The organism is Halomonas sp. Bachu 37 (genome assembly GCF_039691755.1).
Classification (GTDB): domain Bacteria; phylum Pseudomonadota; class Gammaproteobacteria; order Pseudomonadales; family Halomonadaceae; genus Vreelandella; species Vreelandella kashgarensis.
In genome coordinates, this window is record NZ_CP137552.1 from 910,779 (window position 1) to 935,007 (window position 24,229).

15 protein-coding genes are annotated in these 24,229 nt (G+C 53.9%); 6 read left to right on the plus strand and 9 right to left on the minus strand.

Annotated elements, in window-relative coordinates; translation table 11 throughout:
• Nucleotides 1-3: 3 nt before the first annotated feature.
• From R5M92_RS04125 to R5M92_RS04140, 4 genes are all read left to right on the plus strand, one after another.
• Entirely contained in the window at nt 4-507 is a 504-nt protein-coding gene (locus tag R5M92_RS04125; protein WP_346798061.1) for a hypothetical protein, read from the plus strand.
• Entirely contained in the window at nt 494-1,657 is a 1,164-nt protein-coding gene (locus tag R5M92_RS04130) for an McrB family protein (protein WP_346798063.1), read from the plus strand. The genes R5M92_RS04125 and R5M92_RS04130 overlap by 14 nt, the downstream gene beginning before the upstream one ends.
• 51 nt (nt 1,658-1,708) lie before the next feature.
• On the plus strand, nt 1,709-3,037 hold the full coding sequence (locus R5M92_RS04135) for an McrC family protein (RefSeq protein ID WP_346798065.1): 1,329 nt from the start codon (nt 1,709-1,711) through the stop codon (nt 3,035-3,037).
• A gap of 79 nt (nt 3,038-3,116) precedes the next feature.
• Nucleotides 3,117-5,420 (plus strand): Eco57I restriction-modification methylase domain-containing protein, encoded by a 2,304-nt coding sequence (locus tag R5M92_RS04140; RefSeq protein WP_346798067.1) that lies wholly within the window; start codon nt 3,117-3,119, stop codon nt 5,418-5,420.
• Nucleotides 5,421-5,485: 65 nt separating this feature from the next.
• Here R5M92_RS04140 and R5M92_RS04145 read toward each other — a convergent pair whose 3' ends face one another.
• The 7 genes from R5M92_RS04145 to R5M92_RS04175 all read right to left on the minus strand — a co-directional run bounded on the left by R5M92_RS04145 (nt 5,486) and on the right by R5M92_RS04175 (nt 19,656).
• The gene (locus R5M92_RS04145; protein WP_346798068.1) at nt 5,486-7,603 is read right to left on the minus strand and encodes an AAA family ATPase; all 2,118 of its coding nucleotides are present in this window, start codon (nt 7,601-7,603) and stop codon (nt 5,486-5,488) included.
• 107 nt (nt 7,604-7,710) lie between these two features.
• On the minus strand, nt 7,711-9,807 hold the full coding sequence (recD, locus tag R5M92_RS04150) for an exodeoxyribonuclease V subunit alpha (protein ID WP_346798069.1): 2,097 nt from the start codon (nt 9,805-9,807) through the stop codon (nt 7,711-7,713).
• Nucleotides 9,800-13,588 carry an exodeoxyribonuclease V subunit beta gene (gene recB, locus R5M92_RS04155; protein WP_346798071.1) on the minus strand — a complete coding sequence of 1,263 codons (3,789 nt, stop codon included), beginning with the start codon at nt 13,586-13,588 and terminating at the stop codon, nt 9,800-9,802. The genes recD and recB overlap by 8 nt, the downstream gene beginning before the upstream one ends.
• Nucleotides 13,585-17,160, minus strand: a complete 3,576-nt coding sequence (recC, locus tag R5M92_RS04160; protein ID WP_346798073.1) for an exodeoxyribonuclease V subunit gamma — start codon at nt 17,158-17,160, stop codon at nt 13,585-13,587. Before recC ends, recB begins: the two co-directional genes overlap by 4 nt.
• Entirely contained in the window at nt 17,153-18,172 is a 1,020-nt protein-coding gene (locus tag R5M92_RS04165; RefSeq protein ID WP_346798075.1) for a WYL domain-containing protein, read from the minus strand. Before R5M92_RS04165 ends, recC begins: the two co-directional genes overlap by 8 nt.
• A gap of 62 nt (nt 18,173-18,234) precedes the next feature.
• Nucleotides 18,235-18,882: a DUF2201 family putative metallopeptidase gene (locus R5M92_RS04170; protein WP_346798077.1), complete on the minus strand. Its 648-nt coding sequence runs from the start codon at nt 18,880-18,882 to the stop codon at nt 18,235-18,237.
• Between the two features lie 600 nt (nt 18,883-19,482).
• Nucleotides 19,483-19,656 (minus strand): hypothetical protein, encoded by a 174-nt coding sequence (locus R5M92_RS04175; protein WP_346798078.1) that lies wholly within the window; start codon nt 19,654-19,656, stop codon nt 19,483-19,485.
• 469 nt (nt 19,657-20,125) lie between these two features.
• On the opposite strand from R5M92_RS04175, the gene R5M92_RS04180 reads away from it, so the two are divergent.
• Nucleotides 20,126-20,467: a hypothetical protein gene (locus R5M92_RS04180; protein WP_346798080.1), complete on the plus strand. Its 342-nt coding sequence runs from the start codon at nt 20,126-20,128 to the stop codon at nt 20,465-20,467.
• 151 nt (nt 20,468-20,618) lie between these two features.
• Nucleotides 20,619-20,939: a hypothetical protein gene (locus tag R5M92_RS04185; RefSeq protein ID WP_346798081.1), complete on the plus strand. Its 321-nt coding sequence runs from the start codon at nt 20,619-20,621 to the stop codon at nt 20,937-20,939.
• Between the two features lie 122 nt (nt 20,940-21,061).
• Here the strand turns inward: R5M92_RS04185 and R5M92_RS04190 are convergent, their stop codons facing one another.
• Both R5M92_RS04190 and R5M92_RS04195 read right to left on the minus strand, forming a co-directional pair.
• Nucleotides 21,062-23,107: an ATP-dependent helicase gene (locus R5M92_RS04190; RefSeq protein ID WP_346798083.1), complete on the minus strand. Its 2,046-nt coding sequence runs from the start codon at nt 23,105-23,107 to the stop codon at nt 21,062-21,064.
• On the minus strand, nt 23,104-24,090 hold the full coding sequence (locus R5M92_RS04195) for a hypothetical protein (RefSeq protein ID WP_346798085.1): 987 nt from the start codon (nt 24,088-24,090) through the stop codon (nt 23,104-23,106). Before R5M92_RS04195 ends, R5M92_RS04190 begins: the two co-directional genes overlap by 4 nt.
• Nucleotides 24,091-24,229: the final 139 nt, after the last annotated feature.

Consider the following 24,229-nt stretch of genomic DNA (forward strand, 5'->3'; position numbering starts at 1 on the left):
CATATGAAAATTAAGATTGCAGCTTTCATGTGGCGGAAGTGTAACAAGGCAACGCTAGATTCCTTGCTTGGCTTCTCCTCGGGACAATATCATATTACTTTACATAGTCATGATTATAAAGAATTTTTTAAAGGGCTTAAACCAGACAAAGATACAGAGTTGGGGGGCTTTGAAATCACTGTGCCGATTGAGCCATTTGATGGTCCAGATCCTATTCCAAAATGTAATATTACGGTGCGTTACATGGGTAGAGATTCAAGACGAAAGGATTGGAATATCCGTTCTCAAAGACCTGAAACAGCCTACAAGCTATGGAGGCAAGGAAGAGGGTTCTTGGACAGAGCAAGCGTAGGTGAAAATGACTATATAGTAATCGCTAGAGATATTAATAATAATTTTCATGCACGTTGGATTCGTACAGACGATTTTGGCGCTCTTCCTGAATTGATGAAGGAGGCGATAAGCGCAGCTATAGCAGGATGGAGGGATATTAATGATAAGTATTAGTGGAGTGGTTGAAGCTCTTAAAAAGCATAAGAATGTTTTAATTTATGGTCCTCCTGGTACAGGAAAGTCTTACCTAATGAAAGAGGTATCTCTCTGCTTAGGAGGAGATGATAGAGAATCGAGTAATAATTCCGTCGTTATAGATACAGAAGAGGAAAGGCGGCCATTCAAGGAGGGAAGTGAACCTAGAATAGTATCAAAGTGGGTAACATTCCATCAAGGCTACTCATATGAAGATTTTATTTTAGGGATGCGCCCCGTTGCTGTGGAAGGAGGTGGCTTTACTATACGCCCTAAGCCAGGAGTGTTGTTAGAACTAGTAGCTGAGGCTCAAAGCAGTAAAGGTGGATTATTACTAATTGATGAAATAAACAGGGGGAATACATCTAAAATATTTGGTGAGTTTATCACTCTCATGGAGAAAGACAAAAGGTTAAGCCCTGAAGGTAATATTGTCGACGAAACAGTCACTGTTACATTGCCTTATCTATCTCCGGGGGAAGTAATAACTTTTGAGAAAAGTGAAAAAGGCTTTAAAGTTGAGAGAGAATTCAATTTGCCGGATAATATTTATATCCTTGCGAGCATGAATTCAGTTGATAAGTCCATCGCACCTATGGATACAGCACTCAGGCGTCGATTCCATATAATTAACCTTGCCCCTACCTCATCCGCCATTTTAAGTGCTGTAGGCTTATTAGAAGACGATAGCGTGATATCTATACCGGATGGTGTAATCTTAGATCCGAAACATGTAGCTTTAGTTGCTGCTAATGCTTTAATCAGGCTGAACCGTAGTATTGGATTTTTTTTAGGCAATGACTTTATGTTGGGACAGTGGTATTTAAGTTGCTTGGCTAATATGAGTTTAGAGGATTCCAAAAAATCACTATGTGAATCATGGTTTAACAGAATGCTCCCGCAATTGATAGAGCTATTCCATGGGCGAGAAGAACAGTTATTATCTGCTCTGAAACTAGAAGAGAATAAAGCTGAAAGTGGTTCCGGCTTAGAGGTCTGTTATCCAAGTGACGAAGAATCTGCTATGGGGGCAACAACGTACATTGAGTTGTCCGCGTCGCAGCCTGATAATGATAAAGTTTTAGGATTTTTGAGAGCCCTAGCCTTTGGCTCTACTGAAGATATCTAGCGCACTGATTATATCATTCCATGTTGTTGGTCTTCTTAAAGGTTATGACTAGTGCCCTCTAAAATCTTGATTGAAAATGGCCCTTGGGAGCCTGTTAACGAAGTGGCAAGCTTCATACCGAAAGGTTATGGAAAATTAGACCATGCTGTCTATAAAATAAATCAAGAATTGCGTGCCTCGCTACGTCTAAGGCAGGATCCACTTGAGCTAAGAAAAACTTCAGGGGGTTTTGAGATACGAGCTAGAAGTATTGCAGGTACGGTCAGCAATGGACATTTTTCTATAGATGTCGCTCCTAAATTTGTTGCTGGTAAAAATCTGGATAAGGAATGGTCGCTTAGCCTAATGGCGCTAGTCCAGTATGCTTTGTCGAAGCATGTGTTTTTGCAAAAGAATTTTCAGATTAATGCTCACCGATCAAGGTTCGTTGACTTGCTTTCAATGGCGTTCATAGACGCTGTTGAGGCCGGATTACGTGATCAGGTTATACATACTTATAATGTTGTAGAGGAAGCAGGTGCCTCACTTAGAGGCCGGATAAACATGCAGCGTCAGATTAAAACTTACCTTAAACGGCCTCATTTTTTAGAATGTGATATTGATCAGCTAGATTCATTTAACAAATATAATGACCTCTTGAAGTGGGCAGCTGACAGGTTTTGTAGCCTAGTTCAATCGCCTGTTCTAACAAGAAAGTTGCGCGAAATTTCCATTAAAATCCCCGGAAGGAACTTGCCTCTGGCCATCCATCAACAGAAGCAAATTAATTTGCCTCCTCAGTTTAGAGCATGGCATTTAGCGTTAGAAATCGCTGTGCTTCTTTCTTCTGGGTTTTCGCATAATCAGTCTGGCGGGCTACTGAGTGGTTACTCATTCGCGTTTAATATGGAAAAACTTTTCGAGCACTTTGTCGACTTTGCCTTTAAGAAAGCTACGCTACTGCTAGATGATAACTTTGTAAGCAAAAGCCAATTATCAACTCCTTACGCCTTTCCTCAGTTAGCCACAGGGAAAACATTCTATTCAAAGCCAGATAACGTTCTTGTTAAAAACAAAACGGCGCACCTCATCCTAGATGCTAAATATAAGAAGTTGTCTAACAATGAGGGGGATAAGTCCCGAAAACCACAAAACCAAGATGTTTATGAGCTAGTAGCAGCAATGTCTGCTCATGGTTGCGATAAAGGATTACTAGTTTATCCTAAAATATTAAGTGATTCACTTCTTGATGACAGGAAGCTACAAGTGTGGCATATTTCATCTTTTGGTAAGACTCTTACGATAGGGGCTGTTGCAGTTGACTTAATGGATTTGCGCTTACCTAGGGGACTGCGCTCGATTGAGCATAGGCTTGCTGAGGCGATGAAAAATTTGCTGTAAAAGAGGTGGGAATATTAAACTATATCACACAATGGTTTGGGCTTCCATCGAGAAAAGCTTCTTGTCTTTCGCTGAGGAGATGAAAAGCTTTTATCCAGAGGATCTCTCAAGCCTTCATGAACTGGCGGTGGCTTCTACAATGAATGCTGCTGTAAATGCCTTAATGTGCACTAAAGGTCTCATCTCCTTAGATGATGTTAGTGATAAAGTAACGAAAAAGCTTTGTCATGAGTTCTCCACTATTGATGATGGCTCTCTTCCAGAGAAAATTAGTGCTTCTTTGGAATGCCTCAGAGGAATAGCGTTAAAAGTTAATAAGCGTGGTGATTTAATCATTACCACCTCCCCTGAGCAGCGTCAGAAAGGCGTATATTTTACGCCGGTTGAACTGGCTATAGCTATGCTTAGACCCGCATTAGAGGAAAAGCTTAAAAATGTTAACTCGATAGAATCGTTAAGAAAAGTAGCTATGCTTGATCCAGCTGCGGGGTGCGGAGCTTTCTTAATCACAGCCCTGCGAATAACCGTAGAAGTCTTGAGTGGCCGGCAAGAATTTGCAATGTATGGCAATATAGAGCTAATGCGAGAGGTTGCGGATCACTGTATTTATGGCGTAGATATTGACCCAGTAGCAATAGCGACTACACATGCACTTATTGTTGCTGAAGTAGGAGATCCAGACTGGGAAGCCAGACAACTTGATAAACACCTGAAAGTGGGCGATTCAATAAGTGTTAGCATTGAAACTTGGGAGAAATGGTTTCCTGATCGTGCTGCCTATGGGTTTGAACTTATTGTAACCAATCCGCCATGGAGTAAGCTGAGGCCACTTAAGCACGAGTTTTTTGAGCACATCGATGCTAATGTTAGGCGCCTTCAGGGTACTGCTTTAGGCGTATATCTTGAGAGAAACATGAATTCTCTTATTCATGAAGAGTGGGGTAAGTATGTTGATCGGACGATGGTGTTATCTAATAGGCTTCGTGCATCGCAGGAATATATAGTTAACAAAAAATCCTCTGGTGATCCGGATCTTTATAAGTTTTTTACTGAAAGGTCAGTTCGTCTTCTTGCTTATGATGGAGTGGCTGCATTACTTCTTCCTTCAGGAATATTGCGAGCACAAGGCTCTACGCCACTTAGGCAGCTTCTGTTTGAGTCAGGAGAAGTCGCGGAAGTGACTGAATATATTAATAAAAATAAAATTTTTGATATTCACAGTATGTATCGTTTTACTTCTCTTTTGTTCATAAAGGGAAAGGGGTTTCGGGGGGTTTTAGGGAAGTTTGCCAGCACATTGGTCAATGAGATTAATGAAAAGCCGCGTGTTTTTTTAGATTCAAATTTCTTAAATGCTGTTGGCGGTTTGAATAAGCTAATCCCAGAGGTTAGGGATAAGGAAGAAAAAGCTATCTTGGAAAAGCTATACCGAGGCGGTAACTTTTCTGATGCTTTCGGTGGGTTTGTCTTTAAGCGCGAACTTGATATGACGAATGACTCTTCAAATTTTGTTGAAGCTAAAGATGCGATCTGTCAAGGATTTAAGCAAGAGTCAGATGGTCGGTGGGTTTCGGACAGAGCTAATGAAATACTTCTGCCTGTTTACGAAGGGCGGATGGTCCACCAGTATGATCATAAAGCAAAATACTACCTCGAAGGCCAAGGCAGGTCTGCAAAGTGGTCCGTCCCAATGCCCGGAAAGGGGGTGATAATGCCCCACTACTTTGTAAATGAGGCTTACGCCTTGAAGCGTGGCTGGAGGCCCAAGCCAAGGGCTGGTTTTTGTGAGATAAGTGGCCATGCCAATGAAAGAACTATACTGGGTGCACTAATACCTAGTAACGCCATATGTGGTAATAAAGTTCCCGTTCTCAAGTCCAGTTCTCTCGATGACCACTTCCTATGGTTAGCTTTTGCTAACTCTCTAGTAATTGACTGGGTGATGAGAAGGTGGGTTTCGACTACGATAAATCAATTTTATTGGAGAAATATTCCTTTCCCAGCTGTGCTTTCGACCTCAGATCGGAACTTTCTAATTCATAGTTCCCAAGCTTTATGCGATCTTAATAACATAGAATTTTCTTCTCGCTATTGGTTGGGTAAACGGTCTCAGTTACGCATTGCTATAGATTCTGTAGTTTTCAATTTATTCGGCATTACGAGTGTAGAAAGGAGAAAAATGCTTGAGGACTTTGATATATTTATAAAATCCGAAAAAAAAGGGGGAGAAAGGAGTAAGGATATTTTGGCGCTTTTAGATATTTACGCAACTGAACATTTGAAAGGTGAACTAACAGTAGAGAAGGTAGATAAAATAAGCTCTCCCGAAAAATGTTTAGCAGCCTATGCGAACAAAAAACATATCGAGATGTTAGTGAGTTAGAGAATTAACATCATCGGAATATAGGTATAAACAGTATTCGCTCTATGCCGGTTGGGGCCGTTGGATTATACAAACCCCAACGGCCCCTTGCTTCCCTGCTGTTGACGCTCTTCCTGCGCCAGTGCTTCCATCAGCGTATTGAACCGCACCGGCAAGCCACGCAGGTCAAGCTGGTCCAGCGCGGTACGCACGTTGCCTGGCGTCAGGCGGCGCTGGGCCATATTGTGGTCAGGAATGGCTGCTAGTCGGGCGTGGTCGCGCTTGGGTAGCACGGTCTTGAGCAGGCTGCGTAACTGTTTCGGTGCCAGCGGGTGGAAGGCTACCTTAAGATCGAAACGGCGCATCACGGCACGGTCTAGGCTGTCGTGGCGGTTGGTGGTGGCAAGCAGGATGCCATTGAAGTTCTCTAACTGCACCAGTAGTTCGTTGGTATGGGAGATCTCCCAGCTCTGCTGCGCGCCGTCGCGGCTCATCAGCAGACTGTCTATCTCGTCGAGCAGCAGCACCGCTTTCTTTTCACAGGCTCGACGGAACAACTCGGCAATTTTTTCTTCGGTGCCACCAACGAACTTGTCCATCAGGCTGCTGGCATGGGCGGTGATCAGTTCGCGCCCGAGTTGCTTGGCGAGGTGAGCCGCCATGGCGGTCTTGCCGCTTCCCGGCAGGCCATGCAGGCACAGGCGGCCCCGCCCACGGCGCTGCAGGCGCTTTATGATATGCTCCAAGCTGGGAGTGGTGTTTAGCCAGCCCAGCTCATATGCGGGCATACCTGTGGCTGGCTCGGGGACGTTGTCCCGAAGCAGAGAGCCTTCAGGTGACATGCCCTGGGCTTGTAGGCGGTCGCTGAGAAGGCACTCCAGATGCTGCTCATTGCGCAGCGGTGCTTTCTCGTTGAGCAAGCCGCTGATGCGTCCCAACTGCTGGGCCAGTGCTGGCGTCATCCAGGGCTGCTCGGCCAGCCGAGACCGTGCTGAATGGGTAATGGGGATATCGGCAAGCATCACTTGGAAGCGGCTTCTGGCCTGCGGTCCCGTACTGGCTTTCACTTCGATAATCAGGTCAAAGCGACGCTGATAGGCGGGGTCCAGCCAGCGTACGCTGTTGCTGACCCAAATGCCGGGCACTGGGTTACGCTCCAGTTGTTGATTAGTCCATCCCTTCGGCAGGGCCTCCTCATCGGTCATCACGTCTTCAATCTCATCGAACATCACCAGTGCTGGTTGTTGCTGAAGCAACTGCTGCACCACGCCATAGCGGCCCAACCGTTTGCTGGGACTCAGGGGCTGATGGTCCCGTTCGCAGGAAGGAACGCCATACAGCGGTACATTTAGGTGGCTGGCCAATGTCTTGACCAGCTCGGTCTTGCCTACGCCAGGCTGGCCATGAATCAGCACGTTGGCGCCGTGCCGGCGCTGAGCCAACGCTTGGCGAAGATAGTCCATCAGCAGCTGGCGAAGTGGCACGGCATCGAAGCTGCTCAGGGAATAGTTGCCCTTGGGTAATGGCGGGCATAGGCTCATTAACCGAGTGGAGACCAACTCCTTAAGGCTCGCGCACTCTGCCTTCGCCAATGCCTCCGTGGCGAGCGGGGCCAGGCTATCGAGTAGTGAGCCGGAGCTGATGGCATCCTCCAGATCATGAAAGCGCAAGGGCTTGTCGCCCAGCAGCCCGAGCATGTGCAGGCGACCCGTCGAACTCAGGCCCTGTAAAATGGACTCACCGCTGTGTCCCAAGAGCATGCTTAATGTCTTGGGGGCGCGGCTGGATTCGATGCCGCTGAGCACCGGGTTCATGGGGTGGTGGCGCAGGCGTAGCCAGGCAATGATGAGCAGGTCGCGTTCGGCATCACTCAGCTGTAGCAGTTCGCCGATGTGCTCCACCAGCTGCACCAGCAGGCAACTGATATCATCGTCTGGGGAAACGCTAGTGGTGGCGCGCTTGAGCCAACGCTTGAGCGCCGGCCTGTAGTCGCTGGCGCGCCGGCTGTCGCGGGCGCTCTCGGGCACCTTCAGGTCGAGCCAGGCGAGCAGGCTTTCCCAGTCATCGCTGTCCAGGTTGATGTGGTTGTCCTGGAGCAACACCAGGCGCACCGTCATGAGTTGAGCGAGCAGGAGTTCTTGGGGATCGACGCTCTGTTCGTTCAATCGAGCGTCATTCGGTGAAACTAACGTGGCCCAACGCATGGCGTACTCCCGCTGTGGTGAGGTATCAAAGCGTAACCGCCTGGTGCGACGTTATGTGTCGCACTAGGCGGTGGGCTGGGATTGCGCTAGCTTCTGAGTGTCGGTGGTTACTGGAACAGCTGGCTCTGGCGTGCGATACGCCGCTGAATCGCTTGCTCCAGCACGGCATCGCTGGCGCTGAGCAGCGTGAAGTTTTTCTTGGCCCGAGTCACTGCGGTGTAAACCAGCTCCCGGGTGAGGATCGGCGAGAGCGTGTCTGGCATCACCAAGGCGGTATGCATGAACTCCGAGCCCTGCGACTTATGTACCGTCATGGCATAGACCGTTTCGATCCGTTGCAAGCGGCTAGGTAGTATCCAGCGAATGCCACCCTTGCCATCCCCGGCGGGAAATGCCACACGCAAGATGGTGCCTTGCTCCGGCTTGCCGAAGTCGGCGGGAACTTGCAGGGCAATCCCGATATCGCCGTTCATCAGCTTCAGCCCATAGTCATTGCCAGTCACCAGCACTGGGCGCCCCTCATACCAGTAGATGGCGACGTCCGGCTTATCAATCAGGCCGGCACGCGCCAATGCCTGTTCGATACGCAGGTTCAGTGCCTCCACGCCATAATGGCCATTACGCAGCGGCGTCAGCAGCTGAAACTCGGTATGCGCCTTGAGGACATGAGCTGCCCAGCGGTCCCATGCCTCTCTGTCTGCCTCCGACGTGGGGCGTCGAATCAGGGGGCTCTCATGTTCCAAATGCTTGGTTTCGGAGGTTCCCGGTTGCGGGCGAATGGCATGGAGGTAATAGCGATAGCCCCAGGCATTCTCTTGCTGGCGGCCTTTCAAGGTTTGGGACAATAGGCGGCGCTCGTCATCCCGTTTGAGCGGTATCCGCTGTACCTCCGAGAACGTATTGCTTTTCAGCACGTTCAGCGCTGCTTGGCTATTGCCGGCATTGATGGCGCGGGCAAGCTGGCCGATACCGCTGCTGTCATCGAAGCGGAACGAATGACGTAGCATGATGATAGATTGGTCCAGGTCGCGGCCATGGCTATCCTGCAGGGCAGGATCAAGGCGAATCCCGGTGGCGTCTTCCAGCCAGTTCACCACTTCGTCGCGGTACAGCCCGCGCTCCGCGTGGGCGCATAGCCTACCCAACACCGCCCCGGCCTCCACCGAGGCGAGCTGATCCTTGTCACCTAACAACACCAGGCGCGCACGTGGCGGCAGGGCATGGAGCAGGGCCGCCATCATATCGATATCGACCATTGAGGCTTCATCAACGACAACCATGTCCAGCGGCAAGGGGTTCAGACGGTGGTAGCGGAAGTGGCGGGTATCCGGACGTGCCCCCAGCAAACGGTGCAAAGTCGATACCTCGCTCGGAATAGCGTTACGGACCTGTGCCCCATAGGGCAGGTCTAGCGCATCGAGCTGGCTGATCTGGTCGCGGATCGACTCGCTTAGCCTTGCTGCCGCCTTGCCGGTGGGCGCGGCGAGACGGATGGTCAGCGGCACCCGGCGCGTTGCGAGGGCTTGGACCTGCAGCAGGGCCAGAAGACGGATGACGGTGGTGGTCTTGCCGGTACCCGGGCCGCCGGTGATTACCGCGAACGGCGAGCGGACCCCTAGCGCACAGGCCAGCTTCTGTGAACTTGCCTTCTCGGCACGGGGATCCTGAGGCGGGAAGAGCTGGTCAAGCACTGGGCGTAGGGTTTCAGTGACAACCTCCTCCGCTTGGCTGAGCCGTTCGCTCACGCCGTTTGCCACCTGCGCTTCATGACGCCAGTAGCGGCGCAGATAGAGTCGACCATTGAGCAGGACCAGCGGATGGTTGTCCTGACCGTCACCGACCGCTGACCACGCCGCTAGCTGCGTTTCCCACGCTTCCGGTAGTTGCTTTAGCAGCGCATCGGGTGGCGGTGGGGCATCGTCGGTCGCATCTCGCTCTACGGCAATGAGTTCTTCCGGATGCTGCCTGGCCTGATCGAGGCTGAGCAGCAGATGGCCCTGACCGACCTGATGGCTGACCAGCGCGGCTGCCAGCAAACAGCTGGGTGTGCCATCAGGCGCCAGCTGCGCAAGGCGGTGGGCCAAGGCGGCATCCAGGTCACGTATCCAGCCTCGCGCCGCCCAAGCGAATAGCAGATCGAGGAGAGCCGCTTTGTCGGCTAAAGCTATCTCCTGCGAGGGGAAGCGTGCTGTGACTTTACTCATGCCTGCTCTCCTCTGTGGAGCGGTGGGCCGTGCTGTGCTTTCCGGCCAGGTAGCAGTCCAGTGCCTCGATAAAGGCTAGTGGCGTCTTGATGGCTACCACACCGCGTGAGGGCGCCTCGATGCCACGCAGAAACACCAGCATGGCGCCGCCCACATGACGGTCATAGTCATAGTCAGGCAAGGTTAGGCGCAGGTGGCGGTGAAGCGCGACAAGATAGAGCGACAGCTGCATGTCATAGCGTTTGTCGAGCATGGCACGCTGCATGGCGTTCGGTTGATAGGCACTATCGTCAGGACCCAGCCAGTTGGATTTCCAGTCGATGATGTAATAACGCCCGTCGTATTGCGCCAAGAGGTCTATGAATCCCTTGAGCAAGCCGTTGAGCTGCTGATAGCCCAGCTTGGGCCGCGGCTCACCGGGATAAATAAAGTCACGGGTCAAATTGTCCATGGCCGGGGTGATCGCATTAGCGGTGGCGAACCAGAAATCGGGCTCGGCGCGGTAACGATCGAGTGCAGACAGCACCGGACCTTCGTCACCCATGGCGCTGAGTGGCGTGGTCAGCCAAGTTTGGATACCGTGGCGCAGGGCGGGGATATGCTCTTCCCAGCCCCGTCGGCGGCAGCGCTGCTCCATTCGGTTCAGCAGGCTGTCATCCGCCAGGGCGGTGGCGAAACCATGATTGGCCAAAAGCTCTAGTACGCCATGCAAGAAGGTGCCAGGACCGGGCCCGCGAGGAAATGCATGCAGTGTCCCGGCGACGGGTGGGCGAGTGTCACGTACCGCAGCAGGGACACTGGCACCCTCAGCTTCCTCCCCATGTATCTCGGCTTCGGGGGTTTCCGGCGCAGTCGCGCCTTTTTGCTGCAAGGAGGAGTAGCTAGCGACCCACCATGGAGTAAATGGTTTGTGGCTAGGCTTGCGTGCGGCTTTGCTGAGGGGTTCGGACTCGGTGGGCCGGTAGCACGTCAAGGCGCTATCACCGTCCTCCAAAGAGATGCCCTCGCAGCCCTCGGCTAGGGCTTTCCAGCGCGATCGAAGGTCGTCCAGGTCGGGTATGCCGTCTCCACCAGCCAGCAGGTAGCCCAGCGCTGACTTGTGCAGGGTAGATGACCTGCTTTTCCCGACCTTGAGGGCAGCTAACCCTATGAAGCAGGCATGCCGCGCTCGGGTCAGCGCCACATAGAGCAAGCGCACTTCCTCCGAGAGCCGCTCGTCATCGGCTTGTTCGAAACTCTCCTTGGCCATGTCTTTCTTAGGCGCTAACTCCAATAGGGTCTGATCGTCCCGATGATAGAGCGGCGTGCCAAAGCGGCCGTTGACTTCCTTGTAGGTGCACAAGAAAGGCAGGCAGACCACGGGGTATTCCAGCCCCTTGGATTTAAAGATTGTGACCACTTGGATGAGGTCGGCGTCGCTTTCCAAGCGCAGGATCTGCTCGTCGTGGCCGGGGTCCTGGATATGTTCAGCTAGCAGGCGAATCAGCGCGTGTTCCCCATCGAGGCTATCACTGGCCTGTTGTGCCCATTCCGCCAAGTGCAGCAAATTGGTCAGTTTGCGTTCCCCCTGAGCGCCAGCCAGCAGCCGTGTCGGGATCCGATAGTCATGCATCAGCTGCCGCAGGGCAGGGAGGATGCCTTGGCGCTGCCAGCGTTGACGGTAGCCGAGAAAGGCTTCCTGGGCGCGCTCCCAGGCGCTTTCATCGCGCTGCAACTCATCGAGCCGGACGAGGGGGAGCCCCAGAGTAGCGGTGGCCAGTGCCGTACGCAGAGTGGCGACCTCTTCGGGGTTGGCCATGGCTTTCAGCCAGCGGAGCAGATCGCGAGCCTCGGGAGTGGCGAATACGCTGTCGCGGTCAGACAAGTAAACGCTGGCCAAGCCACGATCGCTCAACGCTTCGCGGATGGCGCTAGCCTCGGAGCGATCGCGTACCAGAATGGCTATGTCACGTGCCCTGAGCGGTGTCGGCTCACTGTCCTCGGGGTTGATAAAACCGCTCTGGCCGGTGTTGGCTTGATTGAGCCACTCGGCGATGCGGTTGGCGCAGTGACGTGCAGCCAGGCGCAGGTATTGCTCTTTATTGAGGCAGCCGCCGTCGTCTTCGTCACCGGACAGCAGCCACCCCACCAGAGCTGGAGCTGGCTTGCTGTTGAGGATCAGATGCTCCTTGCGGCCGTTGACCTCGACGGCGTGAAAGGGCAAAGGGCTATCCGTGGAGGTAGCCGGATCTGTGAAGCGGAAGGCGCCACGGTCATGTTTATCTTCAGCGTGCTGAAACAGATGGTTCGTCGCCTCGACGACGGTTTGGCAAGAGCGAAAATTTGTTTTCAGCGTGTGATGACACCCCGCGGTGGCTTGTCGTGCAGACAGGTAAGTAAAGATATCGCCGCCGCGGAATCCGTAGATTGCCTGTTTGGGGTCGCCAATCAGGATGAGTGCGGTGGTGTCAGCCTCGCTCTCGTCGTTGTGATCATCATTTCCTACCCGATAGATACGCTCGAAAATCCGGTACTGGGCTGGGTCGGTATCCTGAAACTCATCGATCAAGGCGACGGGGAACTGCTGGCGGATGCGCTTGGCTAGGGCTTTTCCGCCGTCGCCTTCCAGAGCATTCGCTAGCCCTCGAATCATGTCGTTGAACCCGATCAGGGCGTTGGCTTCAAGCTGCTCGGCCAGCCGTCGGCCGACCCAGGCTCGGGCATCGGCGAGTACCTGAGGGTAGAGTTCTCTCTGCTGGGCATTTCCCTCCTCGCTGCGGGTGCGCCAGGTTTCCAAAGCCTCGAATAGGGTATGCTCAGGCAGGTCGGTGCCTTTTTTGAGCTTAAATCGTCCCCGGGCCAGTTTCTGTACGAACCCCGCCTCATCCAGGGTAAGCTTCCCTTGCCCCCATGAAGCCAATTCCTCTAGCCAGTTTTCGAACGTGGCGTCCTCTTTTACGCCTCGGAACACTGAGCCGTTCATGGCGCCACGTAGCTGCTTGAGAGTCGCTTGGATCTCATCGGCCTCGGCCTGATAGGCTAGCTGCGCCTGAGTTTCAGCCCGTTGGGCGGCTACGCAGTTTTGGCTGAAACCAACCAGAAGGCTACTGAAGTCTCCTATTTCCAGAGGCTCGCCGCAGAACACCAGTGAAGCATCCTCGCGCTGGAGCAGGTTGCGAAGCGCTTTGTACAGTCCCTTGGGCGAGGCAAATAGCGAGACCATGGAGCCCGCCAGCGGCTCGCTCAACGGATAGACACGTGTACGCCAGTAGTCAGTTACCGCCTCCAACGTCAGCTCAGACAGATCCGTGACCACTTCCTGACGAAATAGCTTGCCGCTGTCGAACGCATGCTCCTTGAGCATGCGCTGGGACCAGCTGTGAATCGTCGAGATGGCGGCGTCGTCCATCCACTCGGCAGCCAGCTCAAGTCGCCGTGCGCAGGTCGGCCAGATATCGTAATTGAAGTCAGTACGTAAGGCCGCCATCAGCGGGTCGCGTTGAGCGAGCTCATCCTGATCATTTTCCGCCCTGAATGCCTCTGCTGCTTGCACAAGCCTTGCTCGAATCCGGTCACGCAACTCCTGGCTGGCAGCCTCGGTGAAGGTAACGACGAGAATATCGGGTGGCACGAGCGGACTGGTATAGCCATTGTCGCGCCGAGATTCGTCACTGTCTGGCTGACCATGCCCTAACACTAGGCGCACGTAGAGTAGGGCAATGGTGAACGTCTTGCCGGTTCCGGCACTGGCCTCGATCAGCTGGCTGCCGCGTAGGGGCAGCTCAAGGGGCAACTGGCTCATAAGGTTGTCCAAGTATGCAGATCGCCATAGAGATCACGGCTGGCGCTGGTGAATTCTGATGAATCCAGCAGAGCATTCAAAGTTGGAAATTCCCGCACGAACAGAGGGTAGCGTTCGGGAAAGCGCTCGAAAGCCTCTTCCCACGCTGCGCGCAAATTGCGGTCGTCGGCCATGTTGGCAGGGGGCCAGGCGCTGTCGCCGGCGACCGGATAATTTGCCAATGCGGCAAACGCGAGGTCAGGGTGCGTGGGTGTGATCTTCTGCATGCCTTGGAGCCATTGGGTCATCAGGTGGGTGAGCCTTTCACCGGCCTGGGTACTCTGCATGCCGCGTATCTCCAACGTGCCGCTGGGAGAGACCAGATAGCTGGGCGACTCGGGATAGAGCAGTTGCAGGCCCAGATGTGCTGGCCAATGACGCAGAATCTGGAGCCAGTGCCAGCCGTCTCCCTGATGGATCTGACTGGTCAGCAATACAATACGCGCGACCTGGCTCTCTCCCTGCTGATCAGGGAAGGCGTACAGATGATCCAGCGTGTCTACCAAGTCGAGCGAGTCGGCTTCGATACCCTCAAGATCAATCGGGATGCTATGTCGCACCAGTGGGGTCATGGAAAGGCTTTGAGGGTACTGCGCCAGCAATTGCCGGTAAGCGGCCAAGGTGTCGGGAAGCCGCTGCAGTAGCTCCTGACAGATGGCTGGACCAACCGGCGTCGGGGGATAGTGTCCAGCCCGTTGGCGCTGCTCGACTAAATGATTGAAGATTGTTTCCAGGTCAAGGTCACGTGTATGGGATAATCGCTGTCCGAGCGGTTGCACCAAGGCTTCGCGCTGTTGCCATTTGCCAAGGCCTTCAAAGCCGAACGGCTCATCATCTTCGATGTCAGCGTGGTCACTCTGCATGTGCGTGGAAAGACGCTGCTGGAACAGGGCCGATACAGGGTCACGAAGGAGGCTGACCAGGTTGGCCAGAGTTACCTCGCCCTCTGGTAGCCAGGGTGGCAAGGACCCTGGCTCACCAACTTCTTTTCCGGTCGCGTCGTACACGCCTTGCCATTCATCTGCATACGTAAACAGTGGCGATTCGGCCTGGAAGTAGCCGACTCCAAAAGGCTGCAAAGGGTGCTCGGTGGTCAAGCCTTTCAAAAGCACTTGAGCTGCCTTTTCGGCATCGCTGGGCGATTGCCCAGAACGCGCCGGCTGTCCCTCCAACTGCCAGCCCTTACCCAAGTGGTCGCGTAGTTGGCCGACCAGGACGCTGGGTGGCTGTTCGCTGTTGTCTTTGGGACTACGTCCACACCAGCTAATGGTCAGGCACTCCCGGGCGGAGAGCAACGCTTCAAGGAATAGGTAGCGGTCATCGTCGCGACGCGAGCGGTCCCCGGCGCGGTAGTGGCCGCGCATCGCCATCAAGTCGAAATCCATGACCTCGGCACGTCGTGGGTAGGCGCCGTCGTTCATGCCTAGCAGGCAGACATGGCGAAAGGGAATGGCGCGCATCGGCATTAAAGTGGCGAAAGTCACTCGTCCCATTGTGAAACTCTGTGACAGCTGCGGTTCATCGATACGGCCAAGCCAGCTTTCGCGGACGACGGCCAACGGCAGTGCCTTGCTGAGACCGGCCTCTTCAATTTCCTGCTGCCACTCCTCCAGTGCGGTCTGAATCCGACCCAGCAGTACCTGCTCGGCGGTAGACGTTGGCGCTAACGTGTCTTGCAGTAGGGCGGAAAGAGTATTCCCCCAGTCTACGGCACTCTGCGCTACCTGAAGTCGCTGGCGCAGACTGTCTAGGGTCATGATTAGACGGTAGAGTGGCCCCACCAGAGCAGCATCAAGTCCAGCGACCTCATCATAGGGCACGATATCGGCCCACTCGTCGCCATCATGGGTCGCTTCACCGACTGCATAGCCCATCAACATACGCTCTAGACCGAAGCGCCAGGTATGCAGCTCGTCATGCTTTGGTAAGCCCATTTCACTGCGCTGGGCGGCATCCAGCCCCCAGCGCACGTTGGCCTCGTGGACCCAGCGCTGCAGGGTAAGTAGATCGCTCTCCGCCAGGCCGAAGCGCTCACGTACCGGTGGGATATCCAGCAGATCGAGAATCTCGCTGGCGCGGCAGCGCAGCCGGGGTAGTGACAGCAGAGTTTCCAGCGCCACCAGCATCGGCTCGCGATGACGCTGCTGCTGGTCGGCCACATGGTAGGGCAGGTGCCTGGCCTCTCCCGGCGTGAATTGGCCGAAGACGGCATCAATGTAGGGGGCGTAGTCATTGATGTTCGGCACCATGACCAGGACATCACGAAGCTGTAACGTAGGGTCCTCCGCGAAAGCTGCCAGCAACTGATCGTGCAGTACTTCCAGCTCGCGTTGTGGGCTGTGGCAGTTGTGAAAGCGGATCGATGTGTCGCGGTCCGGGTTTACGGCCGGCCATTTGGCCTGAGTTTCAGCCAGAGGGCTAAGTTCGAGGATATCCGCTTGCAGCTGGCCCAGCAGGGTATCAGTCGATGGATCTTGGAAGAGGTCCACCGAAAGATCCAGCAAAGTGCTTGTGGCTTCCACATCGGTGGCGTCGTGTTCGCTCAGCAGTTGCAGATAGTCACGACCCTGTTTGCCCCAGGCGGCCAACAACGGGTGGGCATAGAGATGGAGCGCTTCAGGCTTAAGATGTAAGTCAGCTGGCATTCCCTTGCGGCGCTGCTGACGGTGATACTTTCGCAGAACTTCCTGGGTTTCGATGATTTCGCCCCAGTAATGTTTGCACGGGTTGAGCAGGCATAACACTACTTCGCTGACGCGAGACAGCGCGACCAACACTTCGAGCATTTGCTGGGGGAGCGAGGAGATGCCGAAGATCAAAATTCGCGGTGGCAAATCCTCCGGGCGCGCTGTAAGACGTTCGGCAGCGGCCAGAAAGCGACGATGCACTGCGCCTCGGTGGCTTAGTACGTGTTCATCGCCCAGCGACTCGATTATCATCCGCCACAGTGCGGGTTGCCAGCGCTGTTCGTCAGGGATCGCAATGGTGCGGTTGCCCGGAAGAACCAATGTATCATCACCGGCTTCCCAAGCGTTCAACCAGTCTGCGCGATAGACTTGATACTGATCAAACAGGTCGGCGAGCCGCTCGGCTAATTGGTAGTGCTTGCGCAGTTCATCGTCGCCCTGGAGGTAGCGTGCCAAGGGGCTGAACAGTGGATTGTCAGTTAGCTGGGGGAGTAGCGCCATCAGCCGCCAGCGTAGCCGCGTTTTGTCATAGGGCGAGGTGACTGGAACTTTTTCGGGTCCTTCCACTGCCTCGATGACGCTTCGGTAGGCCTGCCACTGAAATCTGGCAGGTAGCTGAACGTCTACCCCTAGGCAGATACCGTGGCCCGGCTCGCCCTGGTGCTCGGCGATGGATGTCTTGAGCCACTGAGCGATGCCGTTGCTCTGCACCAGGTAAACACTTCTTTCCAGCGGATGCAGCGGGTGTTTGCCAAGCCACCTTAGGGCGAGATCGCGCAGGTCCTCCATGCGGTTGCTCTGCAGTACGATAAGCCCTTGCTTCGCCGATTGGGGTGAGTCAGTCATTGGCGTGCTTTCCCCGCTCGACGATTGCTTTGGCCGTCGAGTAAATCTCACTTCTCCAAGCGGCCGGTTCGACCACCTCCACGTTGGCCCCAAGGCCCATCAACCACCACAGAGTCTGTTGGTCGTCGGGGATTCGGGCCTCCAATCGCTGCCAGTCGCTTTGGGGCAGGGGAGCAAGCATTTGTGTCTCGGACAGTGGCGTTTCGCTGAGTAGCCAGGCCACCTGAGGCGCGACATGGGCCACTAAGTTGATAGGCTCCTGCCCCTGTAGGTAGCCGAAGCCGCCATGAGCGATGTAGGCGTCGATATCAAATGACTCCGCCCTTCGCCATGGCGATTCGCTGAGTGCAGCGCTTTGGATGCGGTGCATGGCGAACTGCCGGATATCGTCGTACTTGTAGACGGTGGCCAGCAGGTAGGTCACGCTATGACGGCTAACTAGCCCTTGGGGGTGGAGGGTAAGCTGCTTTTCCTTCTCGGCACTGCGCGACAGATAGGTGACATCAATGGTGCACTGAGTCAGTAATGCCTCTGACACTACTTGCCAGGTCGATTCAGACAGTGGAGCGGGGACCAACGCTTTACCGTTGGGTATGGCGCGGACCTTCCGAGCCCACTGGCTCAAACCGTTGCGTTCCAGATCATCAAGCAGTCGCCGGGCATCACGAAACTGAGGAGTGAGCTGGCCGATTACTACTGGCGGCAGCAGGCCCTTGAGGTACTCCTCGGTTAGCACCAACGTTAGCGCGCTGGGCACATCGAGCGCGGGTAGATTGCAGTGGAACTCCCGATCGAAAAACCAGCGAAACGGTCTCTGGCTATCGTCGCAACCTAGCGGGAAGTGAATGGCAAGCTTGTCGCGCAAATCGCGTTGTAGGGAGCGTGCATCGATCTGAAACCCGCGTTCATTCAGCTTTTCCAGCAGCACCGGGGTGCTGATGCGGCCTGGACTACGAGGAATCAATTGCAGCATGGCCAAGTAGCGAAATAAGGTGTCACGAATTTCAGACATGAGCGCTCCGTATCGGTAATAGGGAATCTATCGGCGTAGCCTGAGGGAACTTGAGGAGCGAATTATTTGCGCTTTAGCAACCAGGCGGCGACCGGGTCGGGAAGAGCTGGCGTACCACGGTAACGCTCTATTACAGCCTGAACGTGCCGGTGCCAGCCGGCTTCTAACGCCTCTAGCTGAAGCGATACCGGGGAGGGGGCCATTTCCCAACACATTCGGTCGAGAGGGGCTTCGATATCTAAGCGTGGATGTTTAGCCAGCCAGGTGTAGACCTTCTCTACAGGCCAGGCTGCCGCAGCAGGAAAAAACACGGCATCATTAGACAAATCGTGACCCAACTGCAGCAGCTGCATGTTGACGTTGTGGTCACACGCGAGATGCCAGCGATGCAGCTCCCGGCAGTGAACTGGGCGGTAATCACCTGCCACCGCGTGCCACACGAGGTGGGCATGGATGAATTCACGAGAAGTAGCATTCAGTGTCTCGCTCCAGCTAGTGTTGAATAACACCCGCTTTCCATCGGTCGTGGCGGTTGGAACATGAGCAGAAATGGTTGGTTCGATAAACAGCCCTTCAGCCAGTGCCGCGGTGACAGGATATGCTTCGGCCCACCGTTGCCGATCCGAATGCCAAGCGGCCGCTTGATTGGCCTGATTAAAGTACATGTACGTCGTATGCTCATAGTGGCCTGGCTGCACTGTATTCTTCATGTGCTACCTCGTGTCTGGGGTACTGCCAGTGTCGGACCATGTTGCGACAATTGGTGTCGTATCTTGATTGTGACGGCATGGGCGGCATTCTCGCCCTTGGACCGCGCACGGATCGGAATCCTTGCGCTTTGGTGTTGATGCACTATGTACTTTAATGGGGCGGAACGCCCCCAGCAGACGGTGACCAAGGCAGGACGTCGAAATCGACTGGACTGGCAGCTAGAAAACGCGCGACGGGACGGCGATAGCTACTCTGGAGGGGAAACGACGCGTAGCGTCTAAAGTTCGCCGGACAGCCTGACAGCTCGCTGAAGGGAAAAGCAGCATGGCTAGGGCACTGGCTAACGAACGAAAAGCAGACCCACCCAGGACACCACAAGCTAGCGGGAGTGGGAATACTATTGTGGCTTCCTTGATCGGCTGGGGCTCATCATCGCGGCGCTCAGCCTTGCTGGCCTTAACGCACCCACACCGTACTGACGGATAACTGGATGCAGTTGCGAAGAAAGCCGGGACAGAGGCCTACAAGCCACACATCTTCGATGTCGTCTGTTACCGGCACGGGACCAGACCCGCACCGATGCCCATGGCCCAGGTTACCTATCCCTCGCCTTCGTCGTCCCTGGGGTCTTCCTGAGCCCATAGATCACCTACCTGGGTCACGCTCAACGCATGCAGTTCATAGGCGTTGAGGCAAATCCCCTTGCCGGACTCATAGTTCCTGCACAGTCGGCTCAGGACATCATGCGCTGCGCCCTGAAGGTCCCTTGCCAACGATTCCTCGGTGACGCGTCAAGCGAGCGCTTTTCGCCTACCCATACTTTGTTCCTCTTCGTCTGGCTATCAGTCATCTGCTCTTACCCGCCTGTCCGGCGGCGAGCCTCTCTTAAGCGACTATAAGGGACGACCAAGGTGAAGCAAGGTGGCAGCCGGCCTATGGGCCAGGTCGTGGCAGGTACTGCGGGTCGAGCCTGCATATTTTTTACAGGAAATGGATCCACAGTCGGCTCAGGACATTGCTGCAGTGCGCCGGAAGGAAACCGTCGATCCGCTCGGCAAATAACCGACGTTGAGTCACTGCCTTGCTGCTCAGGGCTTTGCGGATGAAGTAGGCGCACGCACCCCACCGACTGAAGGCAGGCCCATGGGTGCACATGAGTATTGTTGACTGGAGTGGACGGACACGGAGCGCGGTTTGTCCGGGTGAGGCCCTGGCTAGTAGGTCAACGAAGCTTGGACACGCGTGACGATCATCAATCAGGGCGGGGAAGCCTTTCACGAGGCGGAGATATGGCCGTGTCTCACCGCCCCGGAAGAGGCCGGCGTCGCCAAGCCACTGTACCGTGGCAGTGGCAAGTCGCTGACCGATGAAGAGCGCACCGCCTGGGTGGCAAAGCTGGAGGAAGGCGATGCCGTGGGGATCTTTCGGCGGGGCGATCTGCAGGCGCGCACCCGAGTAGCCCGTCGGGCCCCGACCGGGCGAATCATCACTGAGTCCCGACAGACCTTCGGCAGGTTCGGCAGCCTGATGTATCCGCAGGATGATGATATCTACCTGGGCCCACTCCCCGACCAGGAGGCCTAGACCATGCTGCGATGGCGGTTGTGACGATAGAGGTGCGAGCAAGATGTCTCGACGGCCGCGGGGTCACGATCGCCATGGCTGGCCACTCTGGCGGGCATTCCGCTTAGGGGTGACAATGGGTTATCACCGTCACCGTCACCCAGGAGAGAGCATGGCGAAGCTGTTGGAACAAGAACAAGGGTATGTCGATGCCGCCAGAGGGGCGCTTTTGGAGCAACTGCCACACGTCGGCACGCTGGCGTATGTCGCGTTTGTGGTGTGGCTCCCCGATAGCGACGAGTTCCTGTGCCAGATACAGTCGGGAAAGGACGCCACTGCCTACAAATGGGTGATGGGCCGGCCGGAGCTGGCCAGACGCTTCCCACGGCTCAAGCGGGCCCGGGCCATTGCCGACGAGAAGGAAGGCGCAACGGTAGCCATCCTGTTCGAGACAGACCGCCAGTTCATGGTGAGCGCGATCGAGGCTGACTAGCACGGGTTGGCCTGAGCAAGCTCGGGCCAGCACCTCGTTCCAGCGTTCCGCTCACTGCGGAGAAAGCAGGCTTTGAGGTTGAGCGACCCCGACCGTGTCGACAGTCACTTGTTTGCGTTGCCCTAGACTTTAAGGCGCTGAAGATCCCTTAGATACCATTGGTGAAATTTGCTGAAGTCTGACTTCTGCTTTACTTCTACCGAGTTGTTATAGATCGCATCACTGGTAAGCGCACAGGCCGTCCATCCAGCCTCATAGACAAAGCGTAAAGCAGTAGTCGTTTTTTTAGGCGTGGAGTCCCAGGCATTCTTGAGCCAAATTGCCAGCCCTTCATCGGCTGGAACCATCAGATTAAGTTGGCGCTTGGCACGGGTGATTCCAACATAGAACAGCCGGCGCTCTTCCTCGGTTCCGTCTTTTACCATTGGCTCTTTTACCGGCGAGCGTGATCCTAAAGTGGCACCAGGGTAACCGCATGGAAAATCTTTTTCATGCAGCCCGATCACCGCAACATTGTCCCACTCCAGGCCTTTACAGCCATGAAGGGTGGAAAGAACAAAAGGCTCACAATCATCATTGCGGCGACCAGAGTTCAATATCAGGTTCAGAAACGTCCCAGCATTTACCTTGCTCGATTTAAGCAGTTTCTCAATTTTCTCTATACCGCGATACTTATCGTTCGAATTCCTACGAGTTACTCCTGCTGATCCAACCCCAGTAAAATAGCCTGCTTTCTCAAGAATATAAAATATGCCAATAGCCAGCGCATCCTCATTATCTTTTTGTCGAACAGAAGTGAGTTTTTCGAATCGCTCTTTCTGATAGTGAGAACCGACACAAATCCCCCCTAAGACAGCCCACAGGTCAGTATTAGCTGTCATCAGGCCATTGAGAGCCTCTTTACGTTGCCCTTTCTTCCACTGGAATCCTCCCCCATCCAAGAAACCAGAGATCAGTGACTGCTTCTCTGGGTGGTTTTCTAGCCGCCCCAAGTTACCGTAGACGCACATCAATGCGCCAACTACTAACAACCCGACTTCAGCCCGTTTGTAGAGCGATGATGCCCCCTGGTCAAGATAACGAAATGGCAACCCACAAAGGCGTAACACCATTTCTGCTTCCGCTAGGCTCGCCTTAGTGCGCGACAGAATAGCCTGCGTTCCGCTCGCTTCCGACATCTGCGACAACACCGCAGGTAAACTATTATCGGAATATATCCTTACATTTGTCTTGGGGGTGCTTGGATGGCTGATACAGAGCTTGGAAAGCTTCGTAGAGTTACGCCGGATCACCGAATTCGACATTAAGGAGAGCGTGTGACCAAAGCGGAAAGTGCAAGATAAATGATACACTTTTGCATTCTTGAAGTGCTTTTCAAATAAACCGCCGATAAAATCAGGCCGAGCCCCACGCCATTCATAGATACACTGATTGATATCGCCAACCGCCATTACTGACGTATCCTCTTTGGCGAGCGAGCGAATCATCTCATGTTGAATTAGGTTAACGTCTTGGTATTCATCGACGATGATGTGTTTAAAGTTCATACCGAGATATTGATTGCCACGAAGTAATAAACCAGCTTCGATCAAGCAATCATCAAAAGTGCGTAAATCATATTCCTCAAGAAGATCACAATACCTTTTGTAAGCACGTATATGCTCTGGTTTACTCTTGCTAAAGGTTGGGTCTGAAGCCGCTTCATCCGGGGTTACTGCCTCTGCACGGCAACGAGTTATAAATAACTCGAATTCTTCGATTTCATCAGAAGGGATAAAATTCTGCTTGTGATCAGCTCCTTCTCGGTAGGACTGCCTGACAATCTGCGCGTAACGATAGTCGTCTGATGAGACCAACTCTTTTTTCTTTAAAATTTGCTGGTGTTCGGCGTTGCTGACCAACTTTAAAGCTAGGCTATGGAATGTACGGACTTCCGGGATCGCATTGGACTTTAATACCACCCTTAGTTTTGCAGCAAAGGTCTGACTGACTGACTTATTGTACATCAGGATCAAGATAGAGCGGGGATCGATCCCGGACTTTACCAGCCGCTCAACGCGTTTTACCAACGTGATTGTCTTGCCGCTACCAGGAACAGCCATGACCAGTGCATTGCCATTCTCATGGCTAACAATGCGTTTCTGTTCCCATGTCAGACTTTTCTTCATATGTCAGCTTCGTAGTTGGCGCACTGGCGAGCCTCGGTATAGGGAACCCGCTTGGCCTTGGTGCTGCATTGCACGTAACCATTATGCCATTGAGAGGCTTGAGTGCACATAAGGCAATTAGGAAATCGAGAGAGTGGATCTGCATGACGTAGAAAAGCGAGTAAGCGATCATTGACCTCGGCCAAGCCTAACGCTTTTGGCCATGTGTTGACTCGTGAATTGGAGGTGAGATCTACGTCAGCGAGTTTAACCATTTGCTCGCAAATTCGACCAGAACTGCTCAAGCTCCAGACAGACATATCAGCGTCACCAGCCGAGCAGGTGCCTATGCAATCATTCACTTTTCTTGACGGTGGACGCCAATTATATGCACTAAGGCGTTCATCATTGACTGAGTATGAATCGCTAAGCAGTATTTGAATATCTGTTGCGGATCGAATCTTAAATTCCAGAATGGGAATGCCAGAATCAATCTTCTCTTGAGTACAGGGGTGAGTAACAAAAATCTCTACATAGCAGTGTCTATTTCCGAGTGAATCACTAAGCATAATATCCGGCTGCATCCCTGTGCGGCTATCGCGTTTCTCCAATTCTGCTTGGTCAAAGAGCCGCAGTAAGTTATAAGATGCAGGCACGGTTTTCTGGCACTGCATACTCCTGTCGCCAAGCAACTCTAAACGAGGCCCCTCACAGCAAATGGTTCTCTCAAGCACTAGCTTAATTGGCGATGCGCGTTTGAGAGCCTGCGTGTAATGGTAGAAGAAAGCCTCTTTGGCACACTTGTGAAGGTACGTTTCAAGGGCGCAGCAATCTTCAAAGTGACGGAAATGCTTAGCCTTAATTTCGCCTAATATCGCACTTAAGGGGCTTTTGCAGCCTGGGCAGGTGTAAGCAGACGAGCGCTGGGCATCTCTTATGTGCGTGAGAACGCCCTGGTCATCCAGAGCGTAAGCGTACTGTATTGAGCTGTCTTGTATTGCCATTACAGAGTAATACCCTAAACCTCCCCTAAAGAACAGACCTCAAGGCCGGCAAGGGTGAGGTGAGTGCCGAGTGGTGGGAAAGCATTTGAGCCTTTCCTCGATCGTGCCCATCATAGGACTGAGGGACACAAGGGGGCGC

Excerpts from the sequence above, each read along its gene's own strand:
- R5M92_RS04165 (WP_346798075.1), bottom strand. The coding sequence starts at position 18,172 with ATGTCTGAAATTCGTGACACCTTATTTCGCTACTTGGCCATGCTGCAA.
- recC (WP_346798073.1), bottom strand. The coding sequence starts at position 17,160 with ATGACTGACTCACCCCAATCGGCGAAGCAAGGGCTTATCGTACTGCAG.
- R5M92_RS04195 (WP_346798085.1), bottom strand. The coding sequence starts at position 24,090 with ATGGCAATACAAGACAGCTCAATACAGTACGCTTACGCTCTGGATGAC.
- recB (WP_346798071.1), bottom strand. The coding sequence starts at position 13,588 with ATGAGCCAGTTGCCCCTTGAGCTGCCCCTACGCGGCAGCCAGCTGATC.
- R5M92_RS04190 (WP_346798083.1), bottom strand. The coding sequence starts at position 23,107 with ATGAAGAAAAGTCTGACATGGGAACAGAAACGCATTGTTAGCCATGAG.
- R5M92_RS04145 (WP_346798068.1), bottom strand. The coding sequence starts at position 7,603 with ATGCGTTGGGCCACGTTAGTTTCACCGAATGACGCTCGATTGAACGAA.
- R5M92_RS04185 (WP_346798081.1), top strand. The coding sequence starts at position 20,619 with ATGGCGAAGCTGTTGGAACAAGAACAAGGGTATGTCGATGCCGCCAGA.
- R5M92_RS04130 (WP_346798063.1), top strand. The coding sequence starts at position 494 with ATGATAAGTATTAGTGGAGTGGTTGAAGCTCTTAAAAAGCATAAGAAT.
- R5M92_RS04170 (WP_346798077.1), bottom strand. The coding sequence starts at position 18,882 with ATGAAGAATACAGTGCAGCCAGGCCACTATGAGCATACGACGTACATG.
- R5M92_RS04125 (WP_346798061.1), top strand. The coding sequence starts at position 4 with ATGAAAATTAAGATTGCAGCTTTCATGTGGCGGAAGTGTAACAAGGCA.
- recD (WP_346798069.1), bottom strand. The coding sequence starts at position 9,807 with ATGAGTAAAGTCACAGCACGCTTCCCCTCGCAGGAGATAGCTTTAGCC.
- R5M92_RS04140 (WP_346798067.1), top strand. The coding sequence starts at position 3,117 with ATGAAAAGCTTTTATCCAGAGGATCTCTCAAGCCTTCATGAACTGGCG.